Below are 22,111 nucleotides of genomic sequence, written 5' to 3' on the forward strand. Positions count from 1 at the left end.
GCGCTAAAGCGCTAAAGCGGAGATTACGCCGCCGGCGAAGCAGGTGCCGGTGCGTTGCCGGGCTTCACCTCGGCACTGCTGCCACCACCCGACGAATCGCCGCCGACAGCCGGCGAGCTCTTCGGGGAGCGCGGCGGACGGCCTTCCATGATGTCGTTGATCTGATCGGCATCGATCGTCTCCCACTCCATCAGTGCCGCGGTCATCGCCTCGACCTTGTCGCGGTTCTCGTCGAGCAGGCGGCGCGCAAGGCTGTACTGTTCGTCGAGCACGCGGCGGATTTCCGAGTCGACCTTCTGCTGCGTCGCTTCCGAGATCGTGCGCGTGAAGCCACGGCCGAACGGCGATGCATCGTTCTCGTCGTCGACGTAGACCATCGGCCCGAGCGCGTCGGTCATGCCGAAACGGGCCACCATCGCGCGTGCCGTCTGCGTTGCCTTGTTGAAGTCGTCCGATGCGCCGGTGCTGACGAGGTTCATGAACAGCTCTTCCGCCACCCGGCCACCGAACAGGATCGCGAGGCGGTCCAGCAGGTAGTCCTTCGAGTACGTTTCGTTGTCATGCTCCGGCAGTTGCCACGTGACACCCAGCGCGCGACCGCGCGGGATGATCGTGACCTTGTGCACCGGGTCGGCCTTCGGCAGCAGCTTCGCGACCACCGCGTGGCCCGACTCGTGATAAGCAGTCGCACGCTTCGCTTCCTCACGGATCACGGCCGACTTGCGCTCCGGACCCATGAAGATCTTGTCCTTCGCGTCTTCGAAATCCTGCATCTCGACGATACGCTTGCCGCGACGTGCGGCGAACAGCGCAGCCTCGTTCACGAGGTTCGCGAGATCGGCGCCCGAGAAGCCCGGCGTGCCGCGTGCGATGACTGCCGCATCGACGTCGTTCGCGATCGGCACCTTGCGCAGGTGCACGCGCATGATCTGTTCGCGGCCGCGGATGTCTGGCAGACCGACGTAGACCTGGCGGTCGAAACGGCCCGGACGCAGCAGCGCCTTGTCGAGCACGTCGGAACGGTTGGTTGCGGCGATCACGATCACGCCCGAGTTCGCCTCGAAGCCGTCCATCTCGACGAGCATCTGGTTCAGCGTCTGTTCGCGTTCGTCGTTACCACCGCCCATGCCGGCGCCGCGATGACGGCCGACCGCGTCGATTTCGTCGATGAACACGATACACGGTGCATGCTTCTTCGCCTGTTCGAACATGTCGCGCACGCGAGCCGCGCCGACGCCGACGAACATTTCAACGAAGTCCGAACCGGAGATGCTGAAGAACGGCACCTTCGCTTCACCCGCGATCGCGCGGGCCAGCAGCGTCTTGCCGGTACCCGGGGGGCCGACGAGCAGCACGCCGCGCGGAATGCGACCGCCCAGCTTCTGGAATTTCTGCGGATCGCGCAGGAAGTCGACGAGCTCGGACACTTCTTCCTTCGCTTCGTCGCAGCCCGCGACGTCGGAGAAGTTCACCGCGTTGTTGTTCTCGTCGATCAGCCGCGCTCGCGACTTGCCGAACGAGAATGCGCCGCCTTTGCCGCCTCCCTGCATCTGCCGCATCATGTAGAACCAGAACACGATGATCAGGATCGTCGGCCCGAGGTAGTACAGCGCGGACATCAGCGCGTTCGGCTCGTCGTCGGCCTTGCCGCTGACCTGCACGCCGTACTTCATCAGATCGCCAACCATCCAGATGTCGCCGGGCGACACGATCTGGTATTTCTGGCCATCAGCCGGAGTGACGGTGAGGTTGCGCCCCTGAACGATGACGTTCTTGACCTTGCCGTTCTTGGCGTCGTCCATGAACTGCGAATAGGACACGCCTTCCTGGACGCGGGGCTTGTCGAACTGCTTGAACACCGTAAACAGCACCAGTGCGATCACCAGCCACACCGCTGCCTTCGAAAACATATTGTTGTTCAAAGCACCACTCCTTCACTCGTAGACGAGCGCCTACATTTTCCTTGCGGCGCCCCTCGGTCATTCTAATCCAGTCCGACCACCCTCGCCATAAGCATTGACAACCGCCGCGATAGCGCTTCGCTTGTCTGGCAAGGGCCGGAGCCCGTTTGCGGCACCTCGTTGCGCATCAGCGCGGACGTTTCAGATGCCGACCCAAAATGAACGTTTCGGACGATTTGTCGCGGGACGCCTTCGGCTTGCGCGGCGCGACGGTCTTAAACTGCTGTTTGAATTTCTCGACGATCTGGCTGTAGCCGCTGCCGTGAAAGCATTTCACGAGCAGCGCACCGTCCGGCTTCAGATGATTCTGCGCGAATTCGAGCGCCAGATCGCATAGATGCTCGATGCGCGCCGCGTCCGCCGAGGCCACGCCAGAGAGGTTGGGGGCCATGTCGGAAATAACAAGGTCCACGTCGCGCCCTTCGAGCACTTCTTCGAGCTGGTGAAGGACTTCGTCCTCGCGGAAGTCGCCCTGGAGGAAGTGGACGTCGGCGATCGGCTCCATCGGCAGGATGTCGAGCGCCACGATCGTGCCGTCGATGCCGCCTTCGCGCTCCGTGTCGCGCTTCTTGCCCTGCGCGAGCTTGTTGCGGGCATACTGGCTCCAGCTGCCCGGCGTCGCGCCGAGGTCGACGATCACCTGGCCCGGACGGATCAGCTTGTCCTGCTCGTCGATTTCCTTCAGCTTGTACGCGGCGCGCGCGCGATAGCCCTCCCGCTGCGCCATTTTGACGTAGGGGTCGTTGATGTGGTCGTGCAGCCAGTGCTGGTTGAAGCGGTTTTTTGCCATTCGAGAGAGAGATTGCTGCTAATTGCTTCGTGAAGCCGCGCTTTTAGCGGATAATACGCGTCTTCTTCGCGCGGCTGCGGCCCCTTTTCAGGCCCAAGCCGCGATTTTACGTGGTTTCGGCGCACGGCTGACGCGGTAACTTCCCGCGATCGCTATTCGGTCAGCGCGCCCTTATTTAGATTTCGACATTTCCATGCCCGCCCTTTCGCTTTCTCCCGCCGAGCGCTCCGCGCTGCGCTCCCAGGCCCATGCGCTCAAGCCCGTCGTGCTGATCGGCGCCGAAGGGCTGACCGACGCCGTGCTGAAGGAAATCAAGGTGCACCTCGACGCGCACCAGTTGATCAAGATCCGCGTGTTCGGCGACGAGCGCGACGAGCGCATCGCGATCTACGACGAGATCTGCGATCGCCTGAGCGCGGCGCCGATCCAGCACATCGGCAAGCTGCTGGTGATCTGGAAACCCGAAGCCGCCGTGGCGGCCCCGGCCCGCGGCCGTCGTGCCGGCACCGTGCCGAGCGCGGCCGAAGCCATCGACGACAAGAAAGGCCGTGCACCGCGCACCGTCAAGGTCGTCAAGGTGTCGCCGAACGCGAGCCCGGTGCGCCGTCCGAAGCCGACGAAGGTCGTCGTGCGCGGCAACGAGCGTGTGACGGCAGGCGGCAACGTGAAGCGCGCCAAGAAGCGCCAGGCCAGCACGAAGCGTCCGTTCCAGGACAAGTAAGCATCGAGGCGGTACGGCTGCGCCGTACCGCTGCCCTGCCCGCGGGCCCGGCATCGACCGGGCCTGCGCGGCATTTGCGTCAGGCGTCGCGCGCCGGCAGACGCCAGATCAGCATCAGCCCCAGCACACTCTCGACCAGGTAGAACACGCTCGAGACGCCGTGCAGCATCCCGAAGCGGCTCGCATACGGCGAGTTTGCGATATCGGTGCCCGCGTCCATCGCGGCTACCCGCAGCGCGTTCATGAACGGCTGCAGCGCGAAATACCCGACCAGCACGCACACGACCATCGCGGCGACGACCCAGCGCACGCGGCGATATTCGTTGCTGCCCCGCCGCACCTGCTGGTTCGACAGCGCGAGCAGCAGCACGCCACATACGACACCGAGGATCGCCTCGATACGGAACAGCTGGGCGGCGACCGAACCGGCCGTCATCCGCTCCAGCGTTTTGAACAGCACGGGCGCGACCGCATACCCGATCGTCAGCAGGCTGCCGACCCATACGGCCGACAGCAGACGGAACACGCGATGCGGCATCACGTCGCCCCGCTTCAGATGTAGCTGACCGAGATGATTTCGTACTCGCGCACGCCGCTCGGCGCCTGCACGGCCGCGACGTCGCCTTCGGACTTGCCGATCAGTGCGCGTGCGATCGGCGAGCTGACCGAGATCAGGCCGTGATCGATATCGGCTTCGTCGTCACCGACGATCTGGTACTTGACGGTATCGCCCGACTCGAGATCCTCGAGTTCGACGGTCGATGCGAAAACCACACGGCCTTCTGCATCGAGCACGGTCGGATCGATGACCTGCGCAGCCGACAGCTTCGATTCGAGTTCCGCGATACGACCCTCGATGAAGCCCTGCTTTTCCTTCGCAGCATCGTATTCGGCGTTTTCGGACAGATCGCCCTGTGCGCGGGCCTCCGAGATCGCGTTGATCACGGCCGGCCGCTCGACGGACTTGAGGCGCTGCAATTCATCGCGCAGGAGTTCTGCGCCACGCTTTGTCAACGGAATGGTGCTCATAAACGGCTCAATCGCTAAAAACGGCTATAAAAAAAATCACCGCGATTAAGCGCGTTTCCGATGCACTGGAAACACCGCCTAATCGCGGCACGTGTTGCTTCGACAGGTAACTGACTGCTTAGTTTAGGCGAGCGTGAAGACCTTGTAAATCATAGACTTCCAGATCCTTCAGGTAGCGCAAGCCTTCAACCGCCGCGCGCGCGCCCGACATCGTCGTGTAGTACGTGACCTTGTGCGCCTGCGCGCTCATGCGGATCGAACGCGAATCGGCAATCGCCTGGCGCGTTTCGTCGACCGTCGTGAACACGAGTGCGATCTCGCCGTTCTTGATCATGTCGACGATGTGCGGACGGCCGTCCTTCACCTTGTTCACGACCTTCACCGGCACGCCGGCCGCTTCGATCGCGGCAGCCGTACCCTTGGTTGCGACGATCGGGTAGCCGAGGTCGTGCAGCATGCGCGCGACTTCGACTGCCTTCGGTTTATCCGCATCCATCACGGTCAGCAGCACCGTGCCCGACTCCGGCAGGCGCGAACCGGCCGCGAGCTGCGACTTGAACAGCGCTTCGCCGAACGTCTGGCCGACACCCATCACTTCGCCGGTCGAACGCATTTCAGGCCCGAGGACCGGATCGACGCTCGGGAACTTGACGAACGGGAACACCGCTTCCTTCACGCTGAAGTACGGCGGCTCGACTTCCTTCGTCACGCCCTGCTGCGCGAGCTTCTGGCCGACCATCGCGCGCGCCGCGATCTTCGCGAGCGGCAGGCTGGTCGCCTTCGACACGTACGGCACCGTGCGCGATGCGCGCGGGTTCACTTCCAGCACGTAGATGATGTCCTGCTTCGAACCGTCCGCCTGCGGCACCTGCTGGATCGCGAACTGCACGTTCATCAGGCCGACCACGTTCAGCGCCTTTGCCATCGCGCCCGTCTGGCGCTTCAGCTCGGCCACGGTCTCCTTCGACAGCGAGTACGGCGGCAGCGAGCATGCCGAGTCGCCCGAGTGGACACCCGCCTGCTCGATGTGCTCCATCACGCCGCCGATGAACACGGCTTCGCCGTCGCAGATGCAGTCGACATCGCACTCGATCGCGTCGTTCAGGAAGCGGTCGAGCAGCACCGGCGAATCGTTCGACACCTTCACGGCCTCGCGCATGTAGCGCTCGAGGTCGCGCGGCTCGTGGACGATTTCCATCGCGCGGCCACCCAGCACATACGACGGGCGCACGACCAGCGGATAACCGATCTCTTCCGCGAGCGCGAGCGCTTCGTCTTCGGCGCGTGCGGTACGGTTCGGCGGCTGGCGCAGGCCGAGGTCCTGCAGCAGCTTCTGGAAGCGCTCGCGGTCTTCGGCCGCGTCGATCATGTCCGGCGACGTGCCGACGATCGGCACACCATGCGCTTCGAGGTCGAGTGCGAGCTTCAGCGGCGTCTGGCCACCGTACTGGACGATCACGCCGACCGGCTTTTCCTTGTCGACGATCTCGAGCACGTCTTCCAGCGTCAGCGGCTCGAAGTACAGGCGGTCGGACGTGTCATAGTCGGTCGACACCGTTTCCGGGTTGCAGTTGACCATGATCGTTTCGTAGCCGTCCTCGCGCATCGCGAGCGCCGCGTGCACGCAGCAGTAGTCGAATTCGATGCCCTGGCCGATCCGGTTCGGGCCGCCGCCCAGCACCATGATCTTCTTGTTGGTGGTCGGCTGCGCCTCGCACTCTTCCTCGTAGGTCGAGTACATGTACGCGGTCTTCGTCGCGAACTCGGCCGCGCAGGTGTCGACACGCTTGTAGACCGGGCGCACGTTGAGTTCGACGCGGCGCTTGCGGACGTCTTCCGGGCTCGCGCCGAGCAGCTTCGCGAGGCGGCGGTCGGAGAAGCCGCTCTGCTTCAGGTAGCGCAGTTCGTCGAACGACAGCGATGCGAGCGTGCGGCCGCCGAGCGCCTTTTCCTTCAGGACGATCTGCTCGATCTGCTCGAGGAACCACGGATCGATCGCGGTTTCCGCGTAGATTTCCTGGGCCGTCATGCCGATGCGGAATGCATCGCCGACGTACCAGATGCGGTCCGGGCCCGGCTCGTGGATCTCGATCGCGATCTCGTCGCGGTTGGTCGACTTCTCGTCGAGACCGTCGACACCGACTTCGAGGCCGCGCAGCGCCTTCTGGAACGATTCCTGGAACGTGCGGCCGATCGCCATCACTTCGCCGACCGACTTCATCTGCGTCGTCAGGCGCGAATCGGCTTCGCGGAATTTCTCGAACGCGAAGCGCGGGATCTTCGTGACGACGTAGTCGATCGTCGGCTCGAACGACGCCGGGGTCAGGCCGCCGGTGATTTCGTTCTTCAGCTCGTCGAGCGTGTAGCCAACTGCCAGCTTCGCCGCGACCTTCGCGATCGGGAAGCCCGTTGCCTTCGATGCGAGCGCCGACGAACGCGACACTCGCGGGTTCATTTCGATGACGACCATGCGGCCGTCCTTCGGGTTGATCGAGAACTGCACGTTCGAGCCGCCCGTGTCGACGCCGATCTCGCGCAGCACCGCGAGCGATGCGTTACGCAGGATCTGGTATTCCTTGTCGGTGAGCGTCTGCGCCGGCGCGACCGTGATCGAGTCGCCGGTGTGCACGCCCATCGGGTCGAGGTTCTCGATCGAGCAGACGATGATGCAGTTGTCGGCGCGGTCGCGCACGACTTCCATCTCGTATTCCTTCCAGCCGAGCAGCGACTCTTCGATCAGCAGCTCGCGCGTGGGCGAGAGATCCAGGCCGCGCTTGCAGATCTCTTCGAACTCTTCGCGGTTGTACGCAATGCCGCCGCCCGAGCCGCCGAGCGTGAACGACGGACGGATCACGACCGGGTAGCCGCTGCCGCCGGTGAGCGCCATGATCTCGGCGTGCACCTGGGTCGCTTCTTCCATCGAGTGAGCGACACCCGACTTCGCGGAACCGAGACCGATCTTGGTCATCGCGTCCTTGAACTTCTGGCGGTCTTCCGCCTTGTCGATCGCTTCCGGCGACGCACCGATCAGCTCGACGCCGAACTTCTCGAGCACGCCGTGGTGGTGCAGGTCGAGCGCGCAGTTCAGCGCGGTCTGGCCGCCCATCGTCGGCAGGATCGCGTCCGGGCGCTCCTTCTCGATGATGCGCGCGACGACTTCCCACGTGATCGGCTCGATGTAGGTCACGTCGGCCGTGTTCGGGTCGGTCATGATCGTCGCCGGGTTGCTGTTGACGAGAACGACCTTGTAGCCCTCCTCACGCAACGCCTTGCAAGCCTGCGCGCCCGAATAGTCGAACTCGCACGCCTGGCCGATGATGATCGGGCCGGCGCCGATGATGAGGATGCTCTTGATGTCTGTGCGTTTTGGCATGGCTCTGTCAATCAATAAATAAACGTTAATGCTGCACGTCGCGACCGGTTTGCCGGCCGCCGACTTCACAGGGGAGGCGCGCTGGCCTCCCGCTGCTCTGCCTGCTTCAAATCTTCATTCAGGACGCGAAGTAGCGCCTGGAGTCCCTCCAGATCACTCTCCGCCATCTGGTTCTGCACCTTCTCGAACTGCCCGAGCAGCCCCTTGAGACCCGCCTCGATTTCATGCATGTGTTCCGCTCGAGACGGATTCGATTCGGTCAATCCGTCAGCCTTGACGAAAAACCAACCGAGCCTGATCGCGTTGGGCATTTGCGACGCGAGAAAGTGGTTCAACAGGCTGTACCTCTCGGCATCGGTGCCCACCATTTGATGAATACGCTTGCTGGTCCTGATCAGCGCGCTCCACTCGTCCTCGATCACACTGCCCTTCAGCCGCGGGTACATCTGGCTCATCTCGGACAAATGTTCGTCGAAGAGGCTTGATGCCAGTCCGCGCCTGTTCACCACCGCAGTTGCCACGGACGGAAGCTCCGTTTGCGGCAATGGCTGCGGCGCCGGCCGAGACGCCGACATCCACGCGGTCACGATGTATTCCCGAATCCAGTCCTGCAGTTCCGGGAACCCGCGGTAATACTTGTGCAACAGCCACTCGATCCGCGCGGAGTCCGGGGTTTCCAGCGCGCGCAGCCCCCACCAGACGAGCAGCGCAGCCGGCAACACGATCCATCCTACGCTCAGCCCGACCGTCGGCAGAAAAAAAGCAAAAGCGGTCAGGAGCCCGACGGCAAGGTGGACGCGCGGCACCAGGTACAGGTGGCGGAACGCCAACCCCATCACCGCTCCCATCAGGAAGAGCGACATGCCTGCACCCGCGGTCACCACCGCGATCACCCACGCTCCAAAATCCACGAACCGGGCGTGCTTGTCGAATTCGTGCAACCTGTCCACCAGGCCGACCGCGGCGACCAGCGACGCCGCGCCGACCCCGACCGCCGTTCCCGCGAACGCGGAACCGTAAGCCACGAATCCGTGCCACAAGCTCATCCACAGCGCACGGACAAAGAGCCGGGTGCCGCCTTTCGGCCGCATCTTGGGCAATTGGAGACGTCCGCCCCAACGCAGCATTACGCCCCCGCCGCCTGACGCGCCAGCGACGTCCGCAGATCCGATTCGAGCTTCTTCAGCTCGACCTCGACCGCTGCGCGGTTCTTCCGACCTTCCGCCTGGATTTCCATCACGTCGCCGACCGTGCGCAGCAGCAGTTCATTGGCATGGCGCACCGATTCGATATCGATGACGCTACGCTGGCTGGCCTGCTCGATCGACGTCGCACTGCGGTGCAACTGCTCGGCATTCTTGCGCAGCAGTTCATTGGTCATGTCGACCACGGCCTGCTGCGTCTCGTACGCCTGCTTCTGCCGCTCGAGCGCAAGCGCGGTGATGAACTGCGCCTTCCATGCGGGAATCGCGGTATGAATCGCCGTATGGATCTTGTCCACCAGCAGGGCGTCGCCGTTCTGCACGATGCGGATCTGCGGCAGGCGCTGCAACCCGACCATTCGCGCGAGCTTCAGGTCATGCACCTTGCGCTCGAGCCGATCGATGTTGCGCGCGAGATCCTGCACCTTCTCCTGCTGGAGCGCGCGCTCATCGTCCGACAGGCCGCTCATCGCCGCCTGCAGCTCCGGCATACGGCTTTGCCGGAATTCGGCGACGTACTGCTCGCCCGCCGCTATGTAGGTGTCCAGGTTCTTCACGTACTGGACGCCGTTCGCGTGCAGGTCGTCCAGCATCGCGATGTCGCGACGCATCGCCTCGCGCCATATCTCGAGCCGCAGCGCCACCTCGTTGATCTGGCCCGCCACATCCTCGTAGCGGCGCACGAAGCGCTCGACTGCCCGCTGCGCGGTGCCGAGCATCCGCGAGACGAAGCCCTGCTTCTGCAACGACTCCGGATCCAGTGAGCGGATCTGGTCCTGCAGATTCGACAGCAGCGCCCCCGCTTCGCCGACATCCTTGCCTTTCACGTCCGCCAGGATGCGATCCGAATACGCGCTGAGCTCGCGCATCGCATCGTCGCCGAAGGACAGCACGGCGGTGGACGACTCGATGTCGATCGACGTGCGGATGCGTGCGACCGCCCCGTCCGCTTCGTTCCGCGGCGCGGCAGCCGTGGGTGCGGCCGTCAAATCGATCGATGCAGTGCTCTCGCTCAATGAATTGCTTCCTGGCGTGTCAGTCAAAATGGTTCCCCCGGATGTTTGGTCGCTTCTTCTTATTGGTCCGACACCCGACCCGCGAGCGTTCGCTGGTCGGGCGAATTGCTTAACTCATCGTCGCCAGCGCGAGCTTCACCGAGAATCCGATGAACAGGCCGCCCACGCTGCTCGCCGCGCCTGCTGCAAGCTTGCGGCGGCGGCGGAAGTGCTCGGCAAGCCGCGCACCCGCGAAGATCAGCGTGCTCAGGTACAGGAAGCTCGCGCTTTGCGCGATCGCCCCGAGCACGACGAACGACAGCGCGGGATGCGGGAATGCCGGGTCGACGAACTGGATGAAGAACGAGATGAAGAACAGGATCGCCTTCGGATTCAGCAGGCTCACGATCAGCGCCTTGCGGAACGGCCGCTCGCCGTCGACCGCGGGCGGCGCATCGGCCGGCGCATGGGCCGGCGCGCGCAGCTTCTGCCACGCGCTGCGCAGCATGCCGGTGCCGATGTAGAGCAGATACGCGGCGCCGCCATATTTCACGACGGAGAACAGCAGCGGGTTCGCCTTCAGCAGCGACGCGACGCCGGCGGCCGACAGCACCATCAGCACCGTGTCGCCGACGAACACGCCGCACGCCGCGCGATAGCCGGCCTTCACGCCGCGCTGCGCCGCGAGCGACAGCACGTACATCGAGTTCGGCCCCGGCAGCAGGATGATGAAGATCACGCCGAACACGTAGGTCCAGATATCCGTGATGCCGAGTGCGTGGCCGAACATGATGCGAATCTCCCGTCCTTCGGTTGCGTCGTTGACGTTAAGCGTTGCGCTGCTTCGCCGCGTCCATCAGCGCGGTGAAACGGTCGAACAGATAGCCGATGTCGTGCGGGCCGGGCGACGCTTCCGGGTGGCCCTGGAAGCAGAATGCCGGCTTGTCGGTCAGCTCGAAGCCCTGCAGCGTGCCGTCGAACAGCGACACGTGCGTCACGCGCGCGTTGGCCGGCAGCGAATCCGCATCGACCGCGAAGCCATGGTTCTGCGACGTGATCACCACGCGGCCGTCGCCGAGATCCTTCACCGGGTGGTTCGCGCCGTGGTGGCCGGTCTTCATCTTCAGCGTCTTCGCGCCGACCGCGAGGCCCATGATCTGGTGACCCAGGCAGATGCCGAAGGTCGGCACGCCGCGCTCGATGAATTGCTTCGTGGCCGCGATCGCGTAGTCGCACGGCTCCGGATCGCCGGGGCCGTTCGACAGGAACACGCCGTCCGGATTCAGCGCAAGCGCATCTTCCGCGCTCGCCTGTGCCGGCAGCACCGTCACGTGGCAGCCGCGCTCCGCGAGCATGCGCAGGATGTTGTACTTGACGCCGAAATCGTATGCGACGACGCGGTACTTCGGCGCTTCCTGCATGCCGTAGCCGCCTTCGAGGCGCCATTCGGTCTGCTTCCACTCGAACGGCTTCGTGGTCGACACGACCTTCGCGAGATCCATGCCCGCGAGGCCCGGGAACGAGCGCGCGAGCTCGATCGCCTTCGCTTCGTCGTCCGAACCCGTCAGGATGCAGCCGTTCTGCGCGCCCTTGTCGCGCAGGATGCGGGTCAGCTTGCGGGTGTCGATGCCGGCGATCGCGACGACGCCTTCGTCGCGCAGGTAATCGCCGAGCGTGCGGTCCATGCGGAAGTTCGACGCGAGCGAGGGCAGATCACGGATGATCAGGCCGGCGGCATGGACTTTCGTGGCTTCGACGTCTTCGGCGTTGACGCCGACGTTGCCGATATGCGGATAGGTGAGCGTGACGATCTGGCGCGAGTAGCTCGGATCAGTCAGGATTTCCTGATAGCCGGTGATCGCGGTATTGAACACGACTTCGCCGATCGTGTGGCCTTCGGCCCCGATCGAATAACCACGAAAGACCGTGCCGTCGGCGAGTGCAAGCAAGGCGGGAGTAAAAGACGGCAACACGGGAGGCTCCTTGGGGAACACCCTGCTGCCGACCTGTCTACCCTGCCGCGCGAGCGCCGCGCTGCGTGGGCGCGCGTGGTCGCTTGCTGGACGCGGCCTGCGTTGTCGAGACGCGAACCCGGCGCGTGGCGCACGAGGCTTCGCGGCATCGCCCGGCAGGCGGCGTGCGGCGGATGAACGGGATGAATGAGGTGGGCGCTAGGGTGCGAGGTTGATCAGCACAAACTTTCAAATTATAGCCTGAAAATGGCCCTATCTTCAATCGATATGGCCGTCCGATCGTGCGCGCGCCGCGTCCGGCGACGCGGCGCAACGCGCTGCGGCCCCGTTTCCGCGGCCGCCCTACCCGCCAGCGTACCGCCGGATCAGTGCGCTTGACCAGCGCCGCGCGCGGGCCAGACGTACCAGACGGCGCTCGCGAGCTGCAGCGCGAGCAGCACGCCCCATGCGGTGAAGTGCGCGGCGGCCGGATAGCGGCCGTCGACCGCCGGCCAGTGCGACAGCACCGCGCCGACACCGATCTGGAACGCAAAGATCAGCAGGAAGATCACGAGCGTGAGCGTCGTGTTCGCGCGGCCGATCAGGTGAGCGGGAAAATGCCCGGCCATCACCGCGTAGGTCAGGATGCCGACACCGCCGAACATCCCGTATGCGGCCCACAACACGGCCGGCGGCAACGGCACGCGCGCGACGATCGCAGCCTGCGTCGCGACGAACAGCGCCATGCCGACGCCGCAGAACGCATACACGGACACGCCGCGCCGCTCGAGCACGCGCGCCGCGGCGCCGAAGCCGACGCAGCCGGCCATCATCGCAAAGCCGAGCACCGACACGAGGCGCGCGGCATGCGGCGCATCGAACCCCGCGACATCGCGCAGGTACGGCCCGACCCACAGCGACTGCATCGCGTAGAACACGCCCTGCGTGACGACGGAGAACGACGAAATCTTCCAGAACGCGCGGCTGCTCAGGATGTGCCACGTGCCCTTGAACTGGCTGACGATCCCGCCCTGGTGGCGCACCTGCTTCGCCTCCGGCGCACCCAGGCCGATCGACGCCGCGACGATCACCGTCAGCACCGCGAGGCCGAAGCAGATCGCACGCCAGCTCGTCCAGCCGAGCAGCCAGGTCAGCGGCGAGCCGACCATCACGCCGCCGAGGCCGCCCACGGCCATCACGAGGCCGTTGACGAGCGGCAGCCGGCCGACGGGGAAATGTTGCGCGAGCGCCTTGAACGCCGCGCCGAGGCACACCGATACGCCGACGCCGATCAGCAGCCGGCCCACCATCATCGTGCCGAGGCTGTGCGCGGCACCGAACACGGCCGCGCCGGCGGCCGCGAACAGCAGCATGCCGGCCGTCACGCGGCGCGGGCCGAAGTGGTCGAGCATCACGCCGGCCGGGATCTGCGCGCCCGCGAAGCCGAGGAAGTAGAGACTGGTCAGCAGGCCGAGATCGGCGGCCGACAAGCCGAGCTCGTGCGTGACGAACGGCGCGAAGCCCAGATTGACGCCGCGAAACACATACGACACGAAATACCCGACCGAAAACAGCGCGAGCACTCTCACCTGCACCGACGACATCACTTCCCCTTGTTATATGAAGACCTTCGAAGCGGCGCCCCCGCGCTGCGTACAAACAAAAACGCCGTCACCTCGGTGACGGCGTTTCCTTGTATTTCGTCGGATGATACCGCAATCGCGCAAACCGGGCCGGCCGCACGATGCGCTCGCGACTGCGTTACTTCTTCTTGCCCTTGTGCGCTGCGGCCTTGGCCGGCGCCGCTTTCGCGGGAGCCGCCTTCGCCGATTTGGCTGCCGGCTTCGCCGCGCCGCGCTTCGCGCCGTGCGACTTGCCGCCCACCGCCAGGCTCGCGCGCTCGATGTGCGCACCGCCGGCCGACGTCGCGATCCGCTCCGGACCGGGTTCCGCCGGCACCGAACGGCCGACCGGCACGTGCAGCACGAGCGCCTGCCCCGGCATCGCGAGATCGCGGTGCGTGCGGTTCCACGCCTTGAGCTGGCCGACCGACACGCCGTAGCGGCCGGCGATCGCCGCCATCGACTGCTTGCGGCGCACGCGGATCAGCATCTTGCGCGTGTCGGGGACATCGGGTTCCATCGCGAGCGCGCCGTTTTCGGCGACGTCGGCGCTGATGTCCTCGTCGTCGTCATCGCCGCGCGGCACGACGATCGTCGAGCCCGGCTTCAGGCGCATGCCGGCCGGAATCTTGTTGATCGACATCAGCGTATCGGCGTCCACGCCGATCTTCTCGGCGATCGCGGCCGGCCGCGCTCGTTCGCTGACCGTGTAGGTGGTCCACGTCGAGAGCTGGCCGTTGTACGCCTTCAGGTTCTTCTCGAACGCCGACGCGTTGTCGAACGGCAGCAGGATCTGCGGCTCGGTCGCACCGAGGATCACCGGCTTCGAGAACGACGGGTTCAGCGAGCGGAATTCGTCGAGCGACAGGTTCGCGAGCTTCGCGGCCACCGCCACGTCGATGTCGCGCGACGTCGTGACCGTCACGAAATACGGGTGGTTCGGGATGTCCGGCAGCGCGAGGCCGTACTGCTGCGGATTCGCGATGATGTTCTTCACCGCCTGCAGCTTGGGCACGTAGTTGCGCGTCTCGTTCGGCATCCGCAGGCTCAGGTAGTCGGTCGGCAGGCCGGCCGCCTGGTTGCGCGCGATCGCGCGCTGCACGTTGCCCTCGCCCCAGTTGTACGCGGCCAGCGCGAGATACCAGTCGCCGAACATGTCATGCAGGCGCGACAGGTAGTCGAGCGCGGCGCTCGTCGACGCGAGCACGTCGCGGCGCTCGTCCTGCCACATGTTGCGCTTCAGGTTGTACGTGCGGCCCGTGCCGGGCATGAACTGCCACATGCCGGCCGCCTTCGCGACCGACAGCGCCTGCGGGTTGTACGCGGACTCGATGAACGGCAGCAGCGCGAGCTCGGTCGGCATGTGGCGCGCCTCGAGCTCTTCGACGATGTGATACAGGTACTTCTGCGAGCGCTCGGTCATGCGCTGCACGTAATCCGGGCGCTGCGTGTACCACGTGGTCTGCATGTCGACGAGGTCGGTCTGCAGGTCAGGCATCTGGAAACCGCGGCGGATGCGACCCCAGAGATCGGAGTCCGCACTGGTCAGGTCGCCGACGGATTGCTTGTCGACGTCGACAGTTTCTTTGGCGGTGGCTGATTTACGGAGGTAGGTGGACGTCGCCTGCGAATCGGCGGCGTTGTTGGCGACAGGGGCCTGGCTCGCACAAGCGGCGAGCAGCAGCACCACCATCGCACTCAATATAAGTCGCATGAAAATCTCGGCTTCCGACGGCTGGAAATTGCAGGCGATACTACGGAAGTGCGTGCTTCACGTCAATAAAAACACCGAAAACTCAGCGAAATCCTACATTTGGAGCAATTTTTACAGACTCCGCTTGAGCTTTGGAGTCCTCCGGAAATCATCATCGGAACCGGTTTTTCCACTCGCGCATCAGTGTGAACGCCGCCAGACGATCCGGCACTGTTTCGTGCAACTCGGCCTCGAGCGTCGCGCGGATCGCATCGCTGTCCGCCCGCATGAACGGGTTAACGGCACGCTCATGCGCGATCGTAGTAGGCAGCGTCGGCACGCCGCGCGCGCGCAGCGCCTGCGCATCGTCGCGCCACGTGGCGAGCGCCGTATTGCCGGGCTCGCACGCGAGCGCGAAGCGGATATTGGACAGCGTATATTCGTGTGCGCAATGCACGTGCGTGTCGCCCGGCAATGCCGCGAGCGCGTCGAGCGACGCGAGCATCTGCGCAGGCGTGCCTTCGAACAGGCGGCCGCAGCCGCACGAGAACAGCGTGTCGCCGCAGAACACGTGCGGCGCCGCGTTGCCTTGCCCGGCCGCCTGGAAATAGGCGATATGGCCGCGCGTATGGCCCGGCACGTCGAGCACGTCGAACGTGGCGGCGGGCGCGTCGAGCGTCACGCGATCGCCGCCCGAAAGCGGCCGCGTGACCACGCCGATCGCTTCAGCCGCGGGGCCGTAAACAGTGAGCGGAGCATCGTCCGGTTGGCTATCGCGCAGTGCCGCGACACCGCCGACGTGGTCGGCGTGATGGTGCGTGAGTAAAATAGCGGTCAACCGCCAGCCTCGTTCGGCTAGAACCCGGCGCACCGGCGCGGCTTCACCCGGATCGACGGCGATCGCATCGCGGCCGTCCGAGACGAGCCAGATATAGTTGTCATCGAATGCCGGAACCGGCACGTATTCCAGCTCGTTCATGGGCGCGCAATCATCGTTATGTCTGACCGTCAAATTATAGACTGGCCCGCCTGGACCGACTCACCGCCCGGCCGCTACGTGCTCGGCTGGGAGCAGGCGCAGCTCGACCGGATCGTGTCCGACGTCTTCGGGTTCCACGCGCTGCAGCTCGGCCTGCCGCAACTCGACGCGCTGCGCGAGAACCGCATGCCGTATCGCGGCCTCGTGCTCGATCCGGCGAGCGGCGCGAGCGCGCCGTACCAGTATCCGTGGGCGCGCGAGGCGCACGCGCCCGAGCACGCGCCCGACGGCCGCAGCACGACCTGGTGCGACCTGCTCGACCTGCCGTTCGAGTCGCAGAGCGTCGACCTGATCGTGATGCCGCACACGCTCGAATTCACGTCCGACCCGCACCGGCTGCTGCGCGAGGCCGAGCGCGTGCTGATGCCGGAAGGCCAGCTCGTGATCACCGGCTTCAATTCGCTCAGCCTGTGGGGCATGCGGCAATCGTTCGGGCGCATGGCGAACCGCCCGTTCGTGCCGGCCACGCGCGACCAGATCGCGTTCATCCGGCTCAAGGACTGGATCAAGCTGCTCGGCTTCGATCTCGAACGCGGCCGCTTCGGCTGCTACCGGCCGCCGCTCGTCACCGACAAGTGGCTGGCCCGCTACGGCTTCATGGAAGCCGCCGGCGACCGCTGGTGGCCGATCTTCGGCGCCGTCTACATGGTGACGGCCGTCAAGCGCGTGCGCGGCATGCGCCTCGTCGGCCAGATCAAGATGAAGAAGCCCGTGCTCGCACCGGGCCTGACGCCGGCGGCCTCCCCGACCACCCATCAAGAACATTCATGACTACCGATACCATCGACATCTATACCGACGGCGCCTGCAAGGGCAACCCCGGCCCCGGCGGCTGGGGCGCACTGATGCGCTACGGCGACAAAGAGAAGGAGCTGTTCGGCGGCGAGCCGAACACGACCAACAACCGCATGGAGCTGATGGGCGTGATCGCCGCGCTCGAAGCGCTGAAGCGCCCGTGCCAGGTGATCGTGCATACCGACTCGCAATACGTGCAGAAAGGCATCAGCGAGTGGATCCACGGCTGGAAGAAGAAAGGCTGGATCACCGCGGCAAAGACGCCCGTGAAGAACGCCGACCTGTGGAAGCGGCTCGACGCGCTCGTCGCGCAGCACGAGGTCGAGTGGCGCTGGGTCAAGGGCCACGCGGGCCATCCCGAAAACGAGCGCGCGGACGCACTCGCGAATCGCGGCGTCGAATCGCTCACGGCCTGAACACCAGCCGCCCCCTGTTTTCTACGTTTTTCCCGACATGCGCCAGATCATTCTCGATACCGAAACCACCGGCCTGAACGCCCGCACGGGCGACCGCCTCATCGAAATCGGCTGCGTCGAGCTGCTGAACCGGCGGCTCACCGGCAACAACCTGCACTTCTACGTGAACCCCGAGCGCGACAGCGATCCGGGCGCACTGGCGGTGCACGGGCTCACGACCGAATTCCTCAGCGACAAGCCGAAATTCGCGGAAGTCGCCAACCAGATTCGCGACTTCGTGCAGGACGCCGAGCTGATCATTCACAACGCGCCGTTCGACCTTGGCTTCCTCGACGCGGAATTCGCGCGGCTCGACCTGCCGCCGTTCACCGAGCATTGCGGCGGCGTGATCGACACGCTGGTGCAGGCCAAACAGATGTTCCCGGGCAAGCGCAACTCGCTCGACGCGCTGTGCGACCGCTTCGGCATCAGCAACGCGCACCGTACGCTGCACGGCGCACTGCTCGACTCGGAGCTGCTCGCCGAGGTGTATCTCGCGATGACGCGCGGCCAGGACAGCCTCGTGATCGACATGCTCGACGACGCGGGCGCCGACGGCGGTGCGGGCAATGGTCAGCGCGTGTCGCTCGCGGCACTCGACCTGCCCGTGGTGGCCGCGAGCGACGACGAACTCGCCGCCCACCAGGCACAGCTCGACGAGCTCGACAAATCGGTCAAGGGCACCTGCGTGTGGCGCACGTCGGCCGACGCGGGCGCCGCAGAAACGGCTTAAGGCAGGCACACGGTGCGGCACGCGCCGCGGCCGCGCTCACGCGCGCGGCTGCAGCGCGATGACCGCCATCCCGCCGAGCGCGAGCACCGCGCCGGCCACGTCCCAGCGGGTCAGCGCGACGCCGTCGACCACCCGCAGCCAGACCAGCGCCACCGCGATATACACGCCGCCGTACGCAGCATAGGTGCGCCCCGCCGCACTCGGGTGCAGCGTCAGCAGCCACGCGAACAGCGCGAGCGACAGCGCGGCCGGCACCAGCAACCACACCGGCCGGCCCTCCTTCAGCACGAGCCACGGCAGGTAACAGCCGACGATTTCGGCCAGCGCGGTGGCGGCAAACAACGCCGCGATCCTCATCAGTTCGGTCATCCGGTTCCTCGTGAATTCGGCCCCGTCACCGGGGGCCGCACGGCTCCGCCGCGCGCCGCCGATCATACCCGAGCCGCCCCCGCCGGGCGCCCCGCCAGACGGGCGTTTCCCGGCAATTTGCACGATCATCCGTCATCGTGCTATCATGTCGCCTGTTTCAACATTCAATCTCTGTCTATTCGATTTCGAGAGAAGTCCGTCCGCGCGTTGCGGGCCGGCCCTTCGACCGAAATTGCACATACAGGAAAGCCCGCCCGACAGGCCCGCTTTTCTCGTTTCGTTGCCCCTCCGGGGCGCTTGCCGGAACGCTGGACACCGTCCGCCCCGGCATCTGCCGCCTGCATCACGCGGCCCATTCTTCATGAGCGCACTGTCGCGACGGCCCATCGGGCCCGCGTCGAAGCAGCCCCTTACGGCCCTTTACCGCCCATCGTGCAGTAAGTGCTTAAAGGTTTGCCCCGACGCGCCGCACCCGACACCGCGCTCGCCGGCAAACCGTGTCGGACGGCCCGCCCGTTCGGCGCAGTCAAAGGAGTGCATGACCTTGACCGCAACACACGCCAGCCCGACCGCTGCTTCTTCCTCCGCTTCGTCGTCCGGCGAAGCCCCGCTCGTCGCGGACGACATAACCGTCGTCGACCAGAGCCTCCTCAAGCGCGCCGTCAGCGCGATGGCCATCGGTAACGCGATGGAATGGTTCGACTTCGGCGTCTACAGCTACATCGCCGTCACGCTCGGCAAGGTGTTCTTCCCGTCCAGCAGCCCGTCCGCGCAGCTGCTCGCGACCTTCGGCACGTTCGCGGCCGCGTTCCTCGTGCGCCCGCTCGGCGGCATGGTGTTCGGCCCGCTCGGCGACCGCATCGGCCGCCAGCGCGTGCTCGCCGCCACGATGATCATGATGGCCGTCGGTACCTTCGCGATCGGCCTGATCCCCAGCTACGCGTCGATCGGCATCATGGCCCCCGTGCTGCTGCTCGTCGCCCGCCTCGTGCAGGGTTTCTCGACCGGCGGCGAATACGGTGGTGCCGCCACCTTCATCGCCGAATTCTCGACCGACAAGCGCCGCGGCTTCATGGGCAGCTTCCTCGAATTCGGCACGCTGATCGGTTACGTGATGGGTGCGGGCGTCGTCGCGCTGCTCACCGCGTCGCTGTCGCAGGAAGCGCTGCTGTCGTGGGGCTGGCGCGTGCCATTCCTGATCGCCGGCCCGCTCGGCCTGATCGGTCTCTACATCCGGATGAAGCTCGAGGAAACACCGGCGTTCAAGCGCCAGGCCGAAGAGCGCGAAGCGCAGGACAAGGCCGTGCCGAAGACGCGCTTCCGCGAAACGCTGATGCGCAACTGGCGTGCCCTGCTGCTGTGCGTCGGCCTCGTGCTGATCTTCAACGTGACCGACTACATGGTGCTGTCGTACCTGCCGAGCTTCATGTCGTCGACGCTGCACTTCGACGAATCGCACAGCCTCGTGCTCGTGCTGATCGTGATGGTGCTGATGATGCCGCTGACGCTCGCCGCCGGCCGCCTGTCGGACCGGATCGGCCGCAAGCCCGTGATGCTCGCCGGCTGCGTCGGCCTGCTCGCGCTGTCGATCCCGTCGATGATGCTGATCCATGCGGGCACCACGGCGTCGGTGTTCGGCGGCCTGCTGATCCTCGGCGTGCTGCTGTCGTGCTTCACCGGCGTGATGCCGTCGGCGCTGCCGGCGCTGTTCCCGACCGAGATCCGCTACGGCGCGCTCGCGATCGGCTTCAACGTGTCGGTGTCGCTGTTCGGCGGCACGACCCCGCTCGTGACCGCGTGGCTGGTCGACGTCACCCACAACCTGATGATGCCCGCGTACTACATGATGGGCGCCGCCGTGATCGGCATCGTGTCGGTCGTCGCGCTCGCCGAAACCGCGCGTCAGCCGCTCAAGGGTTCGCCGCCGGCCGTCGCGTCGCGTCGCGAAGCCCATCAGCTCGTGCGCCAGATGCGCGAGGACGACGAATCGGAGATGTACGGTGTCGTATCGCCGGCACGCGCCTGAGCGTCGCCCATGAAAAAGCCCCGGCCGAAGCCGGGGCCCGATCGAACCCGATCCGCCCGACCGGCTTGCGCCGGCCGGGCTTTTTTTCATCCATGCGACGCGCGCGCCGTCATGCCTGCGCTTCGCAGTGGCGGCAGAAAATCAGCGCGCGCGAGCGCGACACGGCGGCCTGCGCACCGCGCGCCGCGACGATCAGCCCGACCTGACTGAGATTGAAATCGCGCTCGACCATCAATTGCGTCAGCGCGGCAAGCGGCAACACGAGGGACGGGTGGTACAGGCTCGATTCAATCAGGGCTTTCATCATCGGCTCCATCAGGCAAGGCGTGATTCGATGGAGTGGATTCTAGGGACCGGCCGCTTCCGGATAAACAGCACGAATGCGAAGTCACTTGTCGGCCGCCGCGAACAATCGGCAAAGGCTTGCCTGGCAAGGCCGAGCGGGCGGCAGGGAGCAACGCGGGCCGCATCGCTCCCTGCCGCGACGCCTAGACGAGCGGCGTTTCGACGAACGCCGGCAGCGCTTCCGCCCGCGCCGAGTGCGCGGCCAGTGCCGGGTAACGGGCCGGATCGATCCGCGCGAGCATCGGGTAGTCGGCCGCCATGAACTGCGTGAAGCGCCATGCGACCGCGACCGTCACGTCGGATTGCAGCAGGCGCGCACCGCCAAACCAGCCGTTCGCGGCCGCGACGAGCGGCTCCAGTGCGCCGTATGCGCCCTCGATCTGGCTCAGCACGCGCTCGAGCCACGGCGCATGCTGTTTGTCGGCCGGACGCAGCGACTGCTCGTAGACGACCTGCACGGTCTTCTCGGCAGCCGCCAGCGCGAAGCCGACCGGCACGAGTACGCGCAGCCGTGCATCGGCGGCATCGGGCAGCAGGCGCCGTTCGGGCGCGACCCGGTGATCGAGATAGTCGACGATCAGCGACGAATCGAGCAGCGTCGCGCCGTCGTCGGTCACGAGCGTCGGTGCCTTGACGACCGGGTTGATCGCCCTGAACTGCTCGAAATGACGGAACACCGAGATCGACTCGTGTTCGAACGGGAGGTCGAGCAGCTTCGCCGAAATGGCGACCCGACGCACGAACGGGGAATCCAGCATGCCGATCAGCTTCATCGCGAACGCTCCGCTTGAGGGGAATGGGATCGACGACTGTAGCAGCGTCGCGCGGCGTCGCCTAGGGCCCGTTCCCGGCAGCACGGGCGGGCGCCGGCGCCACGAACGCGTTTGCCGCCCGCCTTCACGATCAGCGTGCTCCCCAGCACCGTCAGCCCGCCGCTCGTGCTGAACATGCGCACGCGCGACCTGTACGTCGAGCTGATCGGCGGCCATCCGTTCGAAAACTACTCGCACA

At 65.6% G+C, this 22,111-nt stretch carries 20 protein-coding genes; 5 read left to right on the plus strand and 15 right to left on the minus strand.

What is annotated here, in order from left to right; all coding sequences use genetic code 11:
* Positions 1 to 23 precede the first annotated feature (23 nt).
* Both ftsH and G3O00_RS07740 read right to left on the minus strand, forming a co-directional pair.
* Complete coding sequence (gene ftsH / locus G3O00_RS07735) at positions 24 to 1,922, minus strand: ATP-dependent zinc metalloprotease FtsH (protein WP_011351605.1); 1,899 nt, start codon at positions 1,920 to 1,922, stop codon at positions 24 to 26.
* Positions 1,923 to 2,088: 166 nt separating this feature from the next.
* A complete protein-coding gene (locus G3O00_RS07740) occupies positions 2,089 to 2,751 on the minus strand; it encodes an RlmE family RNA methyltransferase (RefSeq protein WP_011351604.1) in 663 nt (220 codons plus the stop codon).
* Positions 2,752 to 2,944: 193 nt separating this feature from the next.
* On the opposite strand from G3O00_RS07740, the gene G3O00_RS07745 reads away from it, so the two are divergent.
* The gene (locus G3O00_RS07745; RefSeq protein ID WP_011351603.1) at positions 2,945 to 3,472 is read left to right on the plus strand and encodes a YhbY family RNA-binding protein; all 528 of its coding nucleotides are present in this window, start codon (positions 2,945 to 2,947) and stop codon (positions 3,470 to 3,472) included.
* Between the two features lie 79 nt (positions 3,473 to 3,551).
* On the opposite strand, the gene G3O00_RS07750 is transcribed toward G3O00_RS07745, so the two are convergent.
* The 10 genes from G3O00_RS07750 to gloB all read right to left on the minus strand — a co-directional run bounded on the left by G3O00_RS07750 (position 3,552) and on the right by gloB (position 16,317).
* Positions 3,552 to 4,010 carry a DUF4149 domain-containing protein gene (locus G3O00_RS07750; RefSeq protein ID WP_011351602.1) on the minus strand — a complete coding sequence of 153 codons (459 nt, stop codon included), beginning with the start codon at positions 4,008 to 4,010 and terminating at the stop codon, positions 3,552 to 3,554.
* Between the two features lie 14 nt (positions 4,011 to 4,024).
* Positions 4,025 to 4,501 (minus strand): transcription elongation factor GreA, encoded by a 477-nt coding sequence (gene greA / locus G3O00_RS07755; protein WP_011351601.1) that lies wholly within the window; start codon positions 4,499 to 4,501, stop codon positions 4,025 to 4,027.
* Positions 4,502 to 4,619: 118 nt separating this feature from the next.
* Positions 4,620 to 7,874, minus strand: a complete 3,255-nt coding sequence (gene carB / locus G3O00_RS07760) for a carbamoyl-phosphate synthase large subunit (RefSeq protein ID WP_011351600.1) — start codon at positions 7,872 to 7,874, stop codon at positions 4,620 to 4,622.
* Between the two features lie 65 nt (positions 7,875 to 7,939).
* Complete coding sequence (locus G3O00_RS07765; RefSeq protein WP_206142627.1) at positions 7,940 to 9,001, minus strand: hypothetical protein; 1,062 nt, start codon at positions 8,999 to 9,001, stop codon at positions 7,940 to 7,942.
* Complete coding sequence (locus tag G3O00_RS07770; protein WP_206142628.1) at positions 9,001 to 10,092, minus strand: toxic anion resistance protein; 1,092 nt, start codon at positions 10,090 to 10,092, stop codon at positions 9,001 to 9,003. Before G3O00_RS07770 ends, G3O00_RS07765 begins: the two co-directional genes overlap by 1 nt.
* 109 nt (positions 10,093 to 10,201) lie before the next feature.
* Entirely contained in the window at positions 10,202 to 10,861 is a 660-nt protein-coding gene (gene leuE / locus G3O00_RS07775; protein ID WP_174935422.1) for a leucine efflux protein LeuE, read from the minus strand.
* Between the two features lie 37 nt (positions 10,862 to 10,898).
* On the minus strand, positions 10,899 to 12,044 hold the full coding sequence (gene carA / locus G3O00_RS07780; protein ID WP_041492797.1) for a glutamine-hydrolyzing carbamoyl-phosphate synthase small subunit: 1,146 nt from the start codon (positions 12,042 to 12,044) through the stop codon (positions 10,899 to 10,901).
* Positions 12,045 to 12,409: 365 nt separating this feature from the next.
* On the minus strand, positions 12,410 to 13,627 hold the full coding sequence (locus G3O00_RS07785; protein WP_206142629.1) for an MFS transporter: 1,218 nt from the start codon (positions 13,625 to 13,627) through the stop codon (positions 12,410 to 12,412).
* Positions 13,628 to 13,784: 157 nt separating this feature from the next.
* A complete protein-coding gene (locus tag G3O00_RS07790; protein ID WP_011351596.1) occupies positions 13,785 to 15,359 on the minus strand; it encodes a transglycosylase SLT domain-containing protein in 1,575 nt (524 codons plus the stop codon).
* A gap of 151 nt (positions 15,360 to 15,510) precedes the next feature.
* On the minus strand, positions 15,511 to 16,317 hold the full coding sequence (gene gloB, locus G3O00_RS07795) for a hydroxyacylglutathione hydrolase (RefSeq protein ID WP_174935426.1): 807 nt from the start codon (positions 16,315 to 16,317) through the stop codon (positions 15,511 to 15,513).
* Positions 16,318 to 16,335: 18 nt separating this feature from the next.
* Between gloB and G3O00_RS07800 the strand changes: the two genes are divergently transcribed.
* The 3 genes from G3O00_RS07800 to dnaQ are packed head-to-tail and all read left to right on the plus strand — an operon-like array spanning position 16,336 to position 18,360.
* Positions 16,336 to 17,148, plus strand: coding sequence for a class I SAM-dependent methyltransferase (locus G3O00_RS07800; RefSeq protein ID WP_011351594.1), 813 nt, complete (start codon positions 16,336 to 16,338; stop codon positions 17,146 to 17,148).
* Entirely contained in the window at positions 17,145 to 17,588 is a 444-nt protein-coding gene (rnhA, locus tag G3O00_RS07805) for a ribonuclease HI (RefSeq protein WP_011351593.1), read from the plus strand. Before G3O00_RS07800 ends, rnhA begins: the two co-directional genes overlap by 4 nt.
* A gap of 37 nt (positions 17,589 to 17,625) precedes the next feature.
* Positions 17,626 to 18,360, plus strand: coding sequence for a DNA polymerase III subunit epsilon (gene dnaQ, locus G3O00_RS07810; RefSeq protein ID WP_174935428.1), 735 nt, complete (start codon positions 17,626 to 17,628; stop codon positions 18,358 to 18,360).
* 36 nt (positions 18,361 to 18,396) lie between these two features.
* Here dnaQ and G3O00_RS07815 read toward each other — a convergent pair whose 3' ends face one another.
* On the minus strand, positions 18,397 to 18,729 hold the full coding sequence (locus G3O00_RS07815) for a YnfA family protein (RefSeq protein WP_011351591.1): 333 nt from the start codon (positions 18,727 to 18,729) through the stop codon (positions 18,397 to 18,399).
* Between the two features lie 538 nt (positions 18,730 to 19,267).
* Here G3O00_RS07815 and proP point away from each other — a divergent pair.
* Positions 19,268 to 20,755, plus strand: coding sequence for a glycine betaine/L-proline transporter ProP (gene proP, locus G3O00_RS07820; protein WP_206142630.1), 1,488 nt, complete (start codon positions 19,268 to 19,270; stop codon positions 20,753 to 20,755).
* A 109-nt stretch (positions 20,756 to 20,864) separates the two neighbouring features.
* On the opposite strand, the gene G3O00_RS07825 is transcribed toward proP, so the two are convergent.
* Together G3O00_RS07825 and G3O00_RS07830 are read right to left on the minus strand one after the other, a co-directional pair.
* On the minus strand, positions 20,865 to 21,071 hold the full coding sequence (locus G3O00_RS07825; RefSeq protein WP_174915255.1) for a hypothetical protein: 207 nt from the start codon (positions 21,069 to 21,071) through the stop codon (positions 20,865 to 20,867).
* Positions 21,072 to 21,243: 172 nt separating this feature from the next.
* Positions 21,244 to 21,873, minus strand: a complete 630-nt coding sequence (locus G3O00_RS07830; protein ID WP_206142631.1) for a glutathione S-transferase — start codon at positions 21,871 to 21,873, stop codon at positions 21,244 to 21,246.
* Between the last annotated feature and the right edge of the window lie 238 nt (positions 21,874 to 22,111).

Source organism: Burkholderia sp. Ac-20384 (assembly GCF_017104605.1).
GTDB classification, from domain to species: Bacteria; Pseudomonadota; Gammaproteobacteria; order Burkholderiales; family Burkholderiaceae; genus Burkholderia; species Burkholderia lata.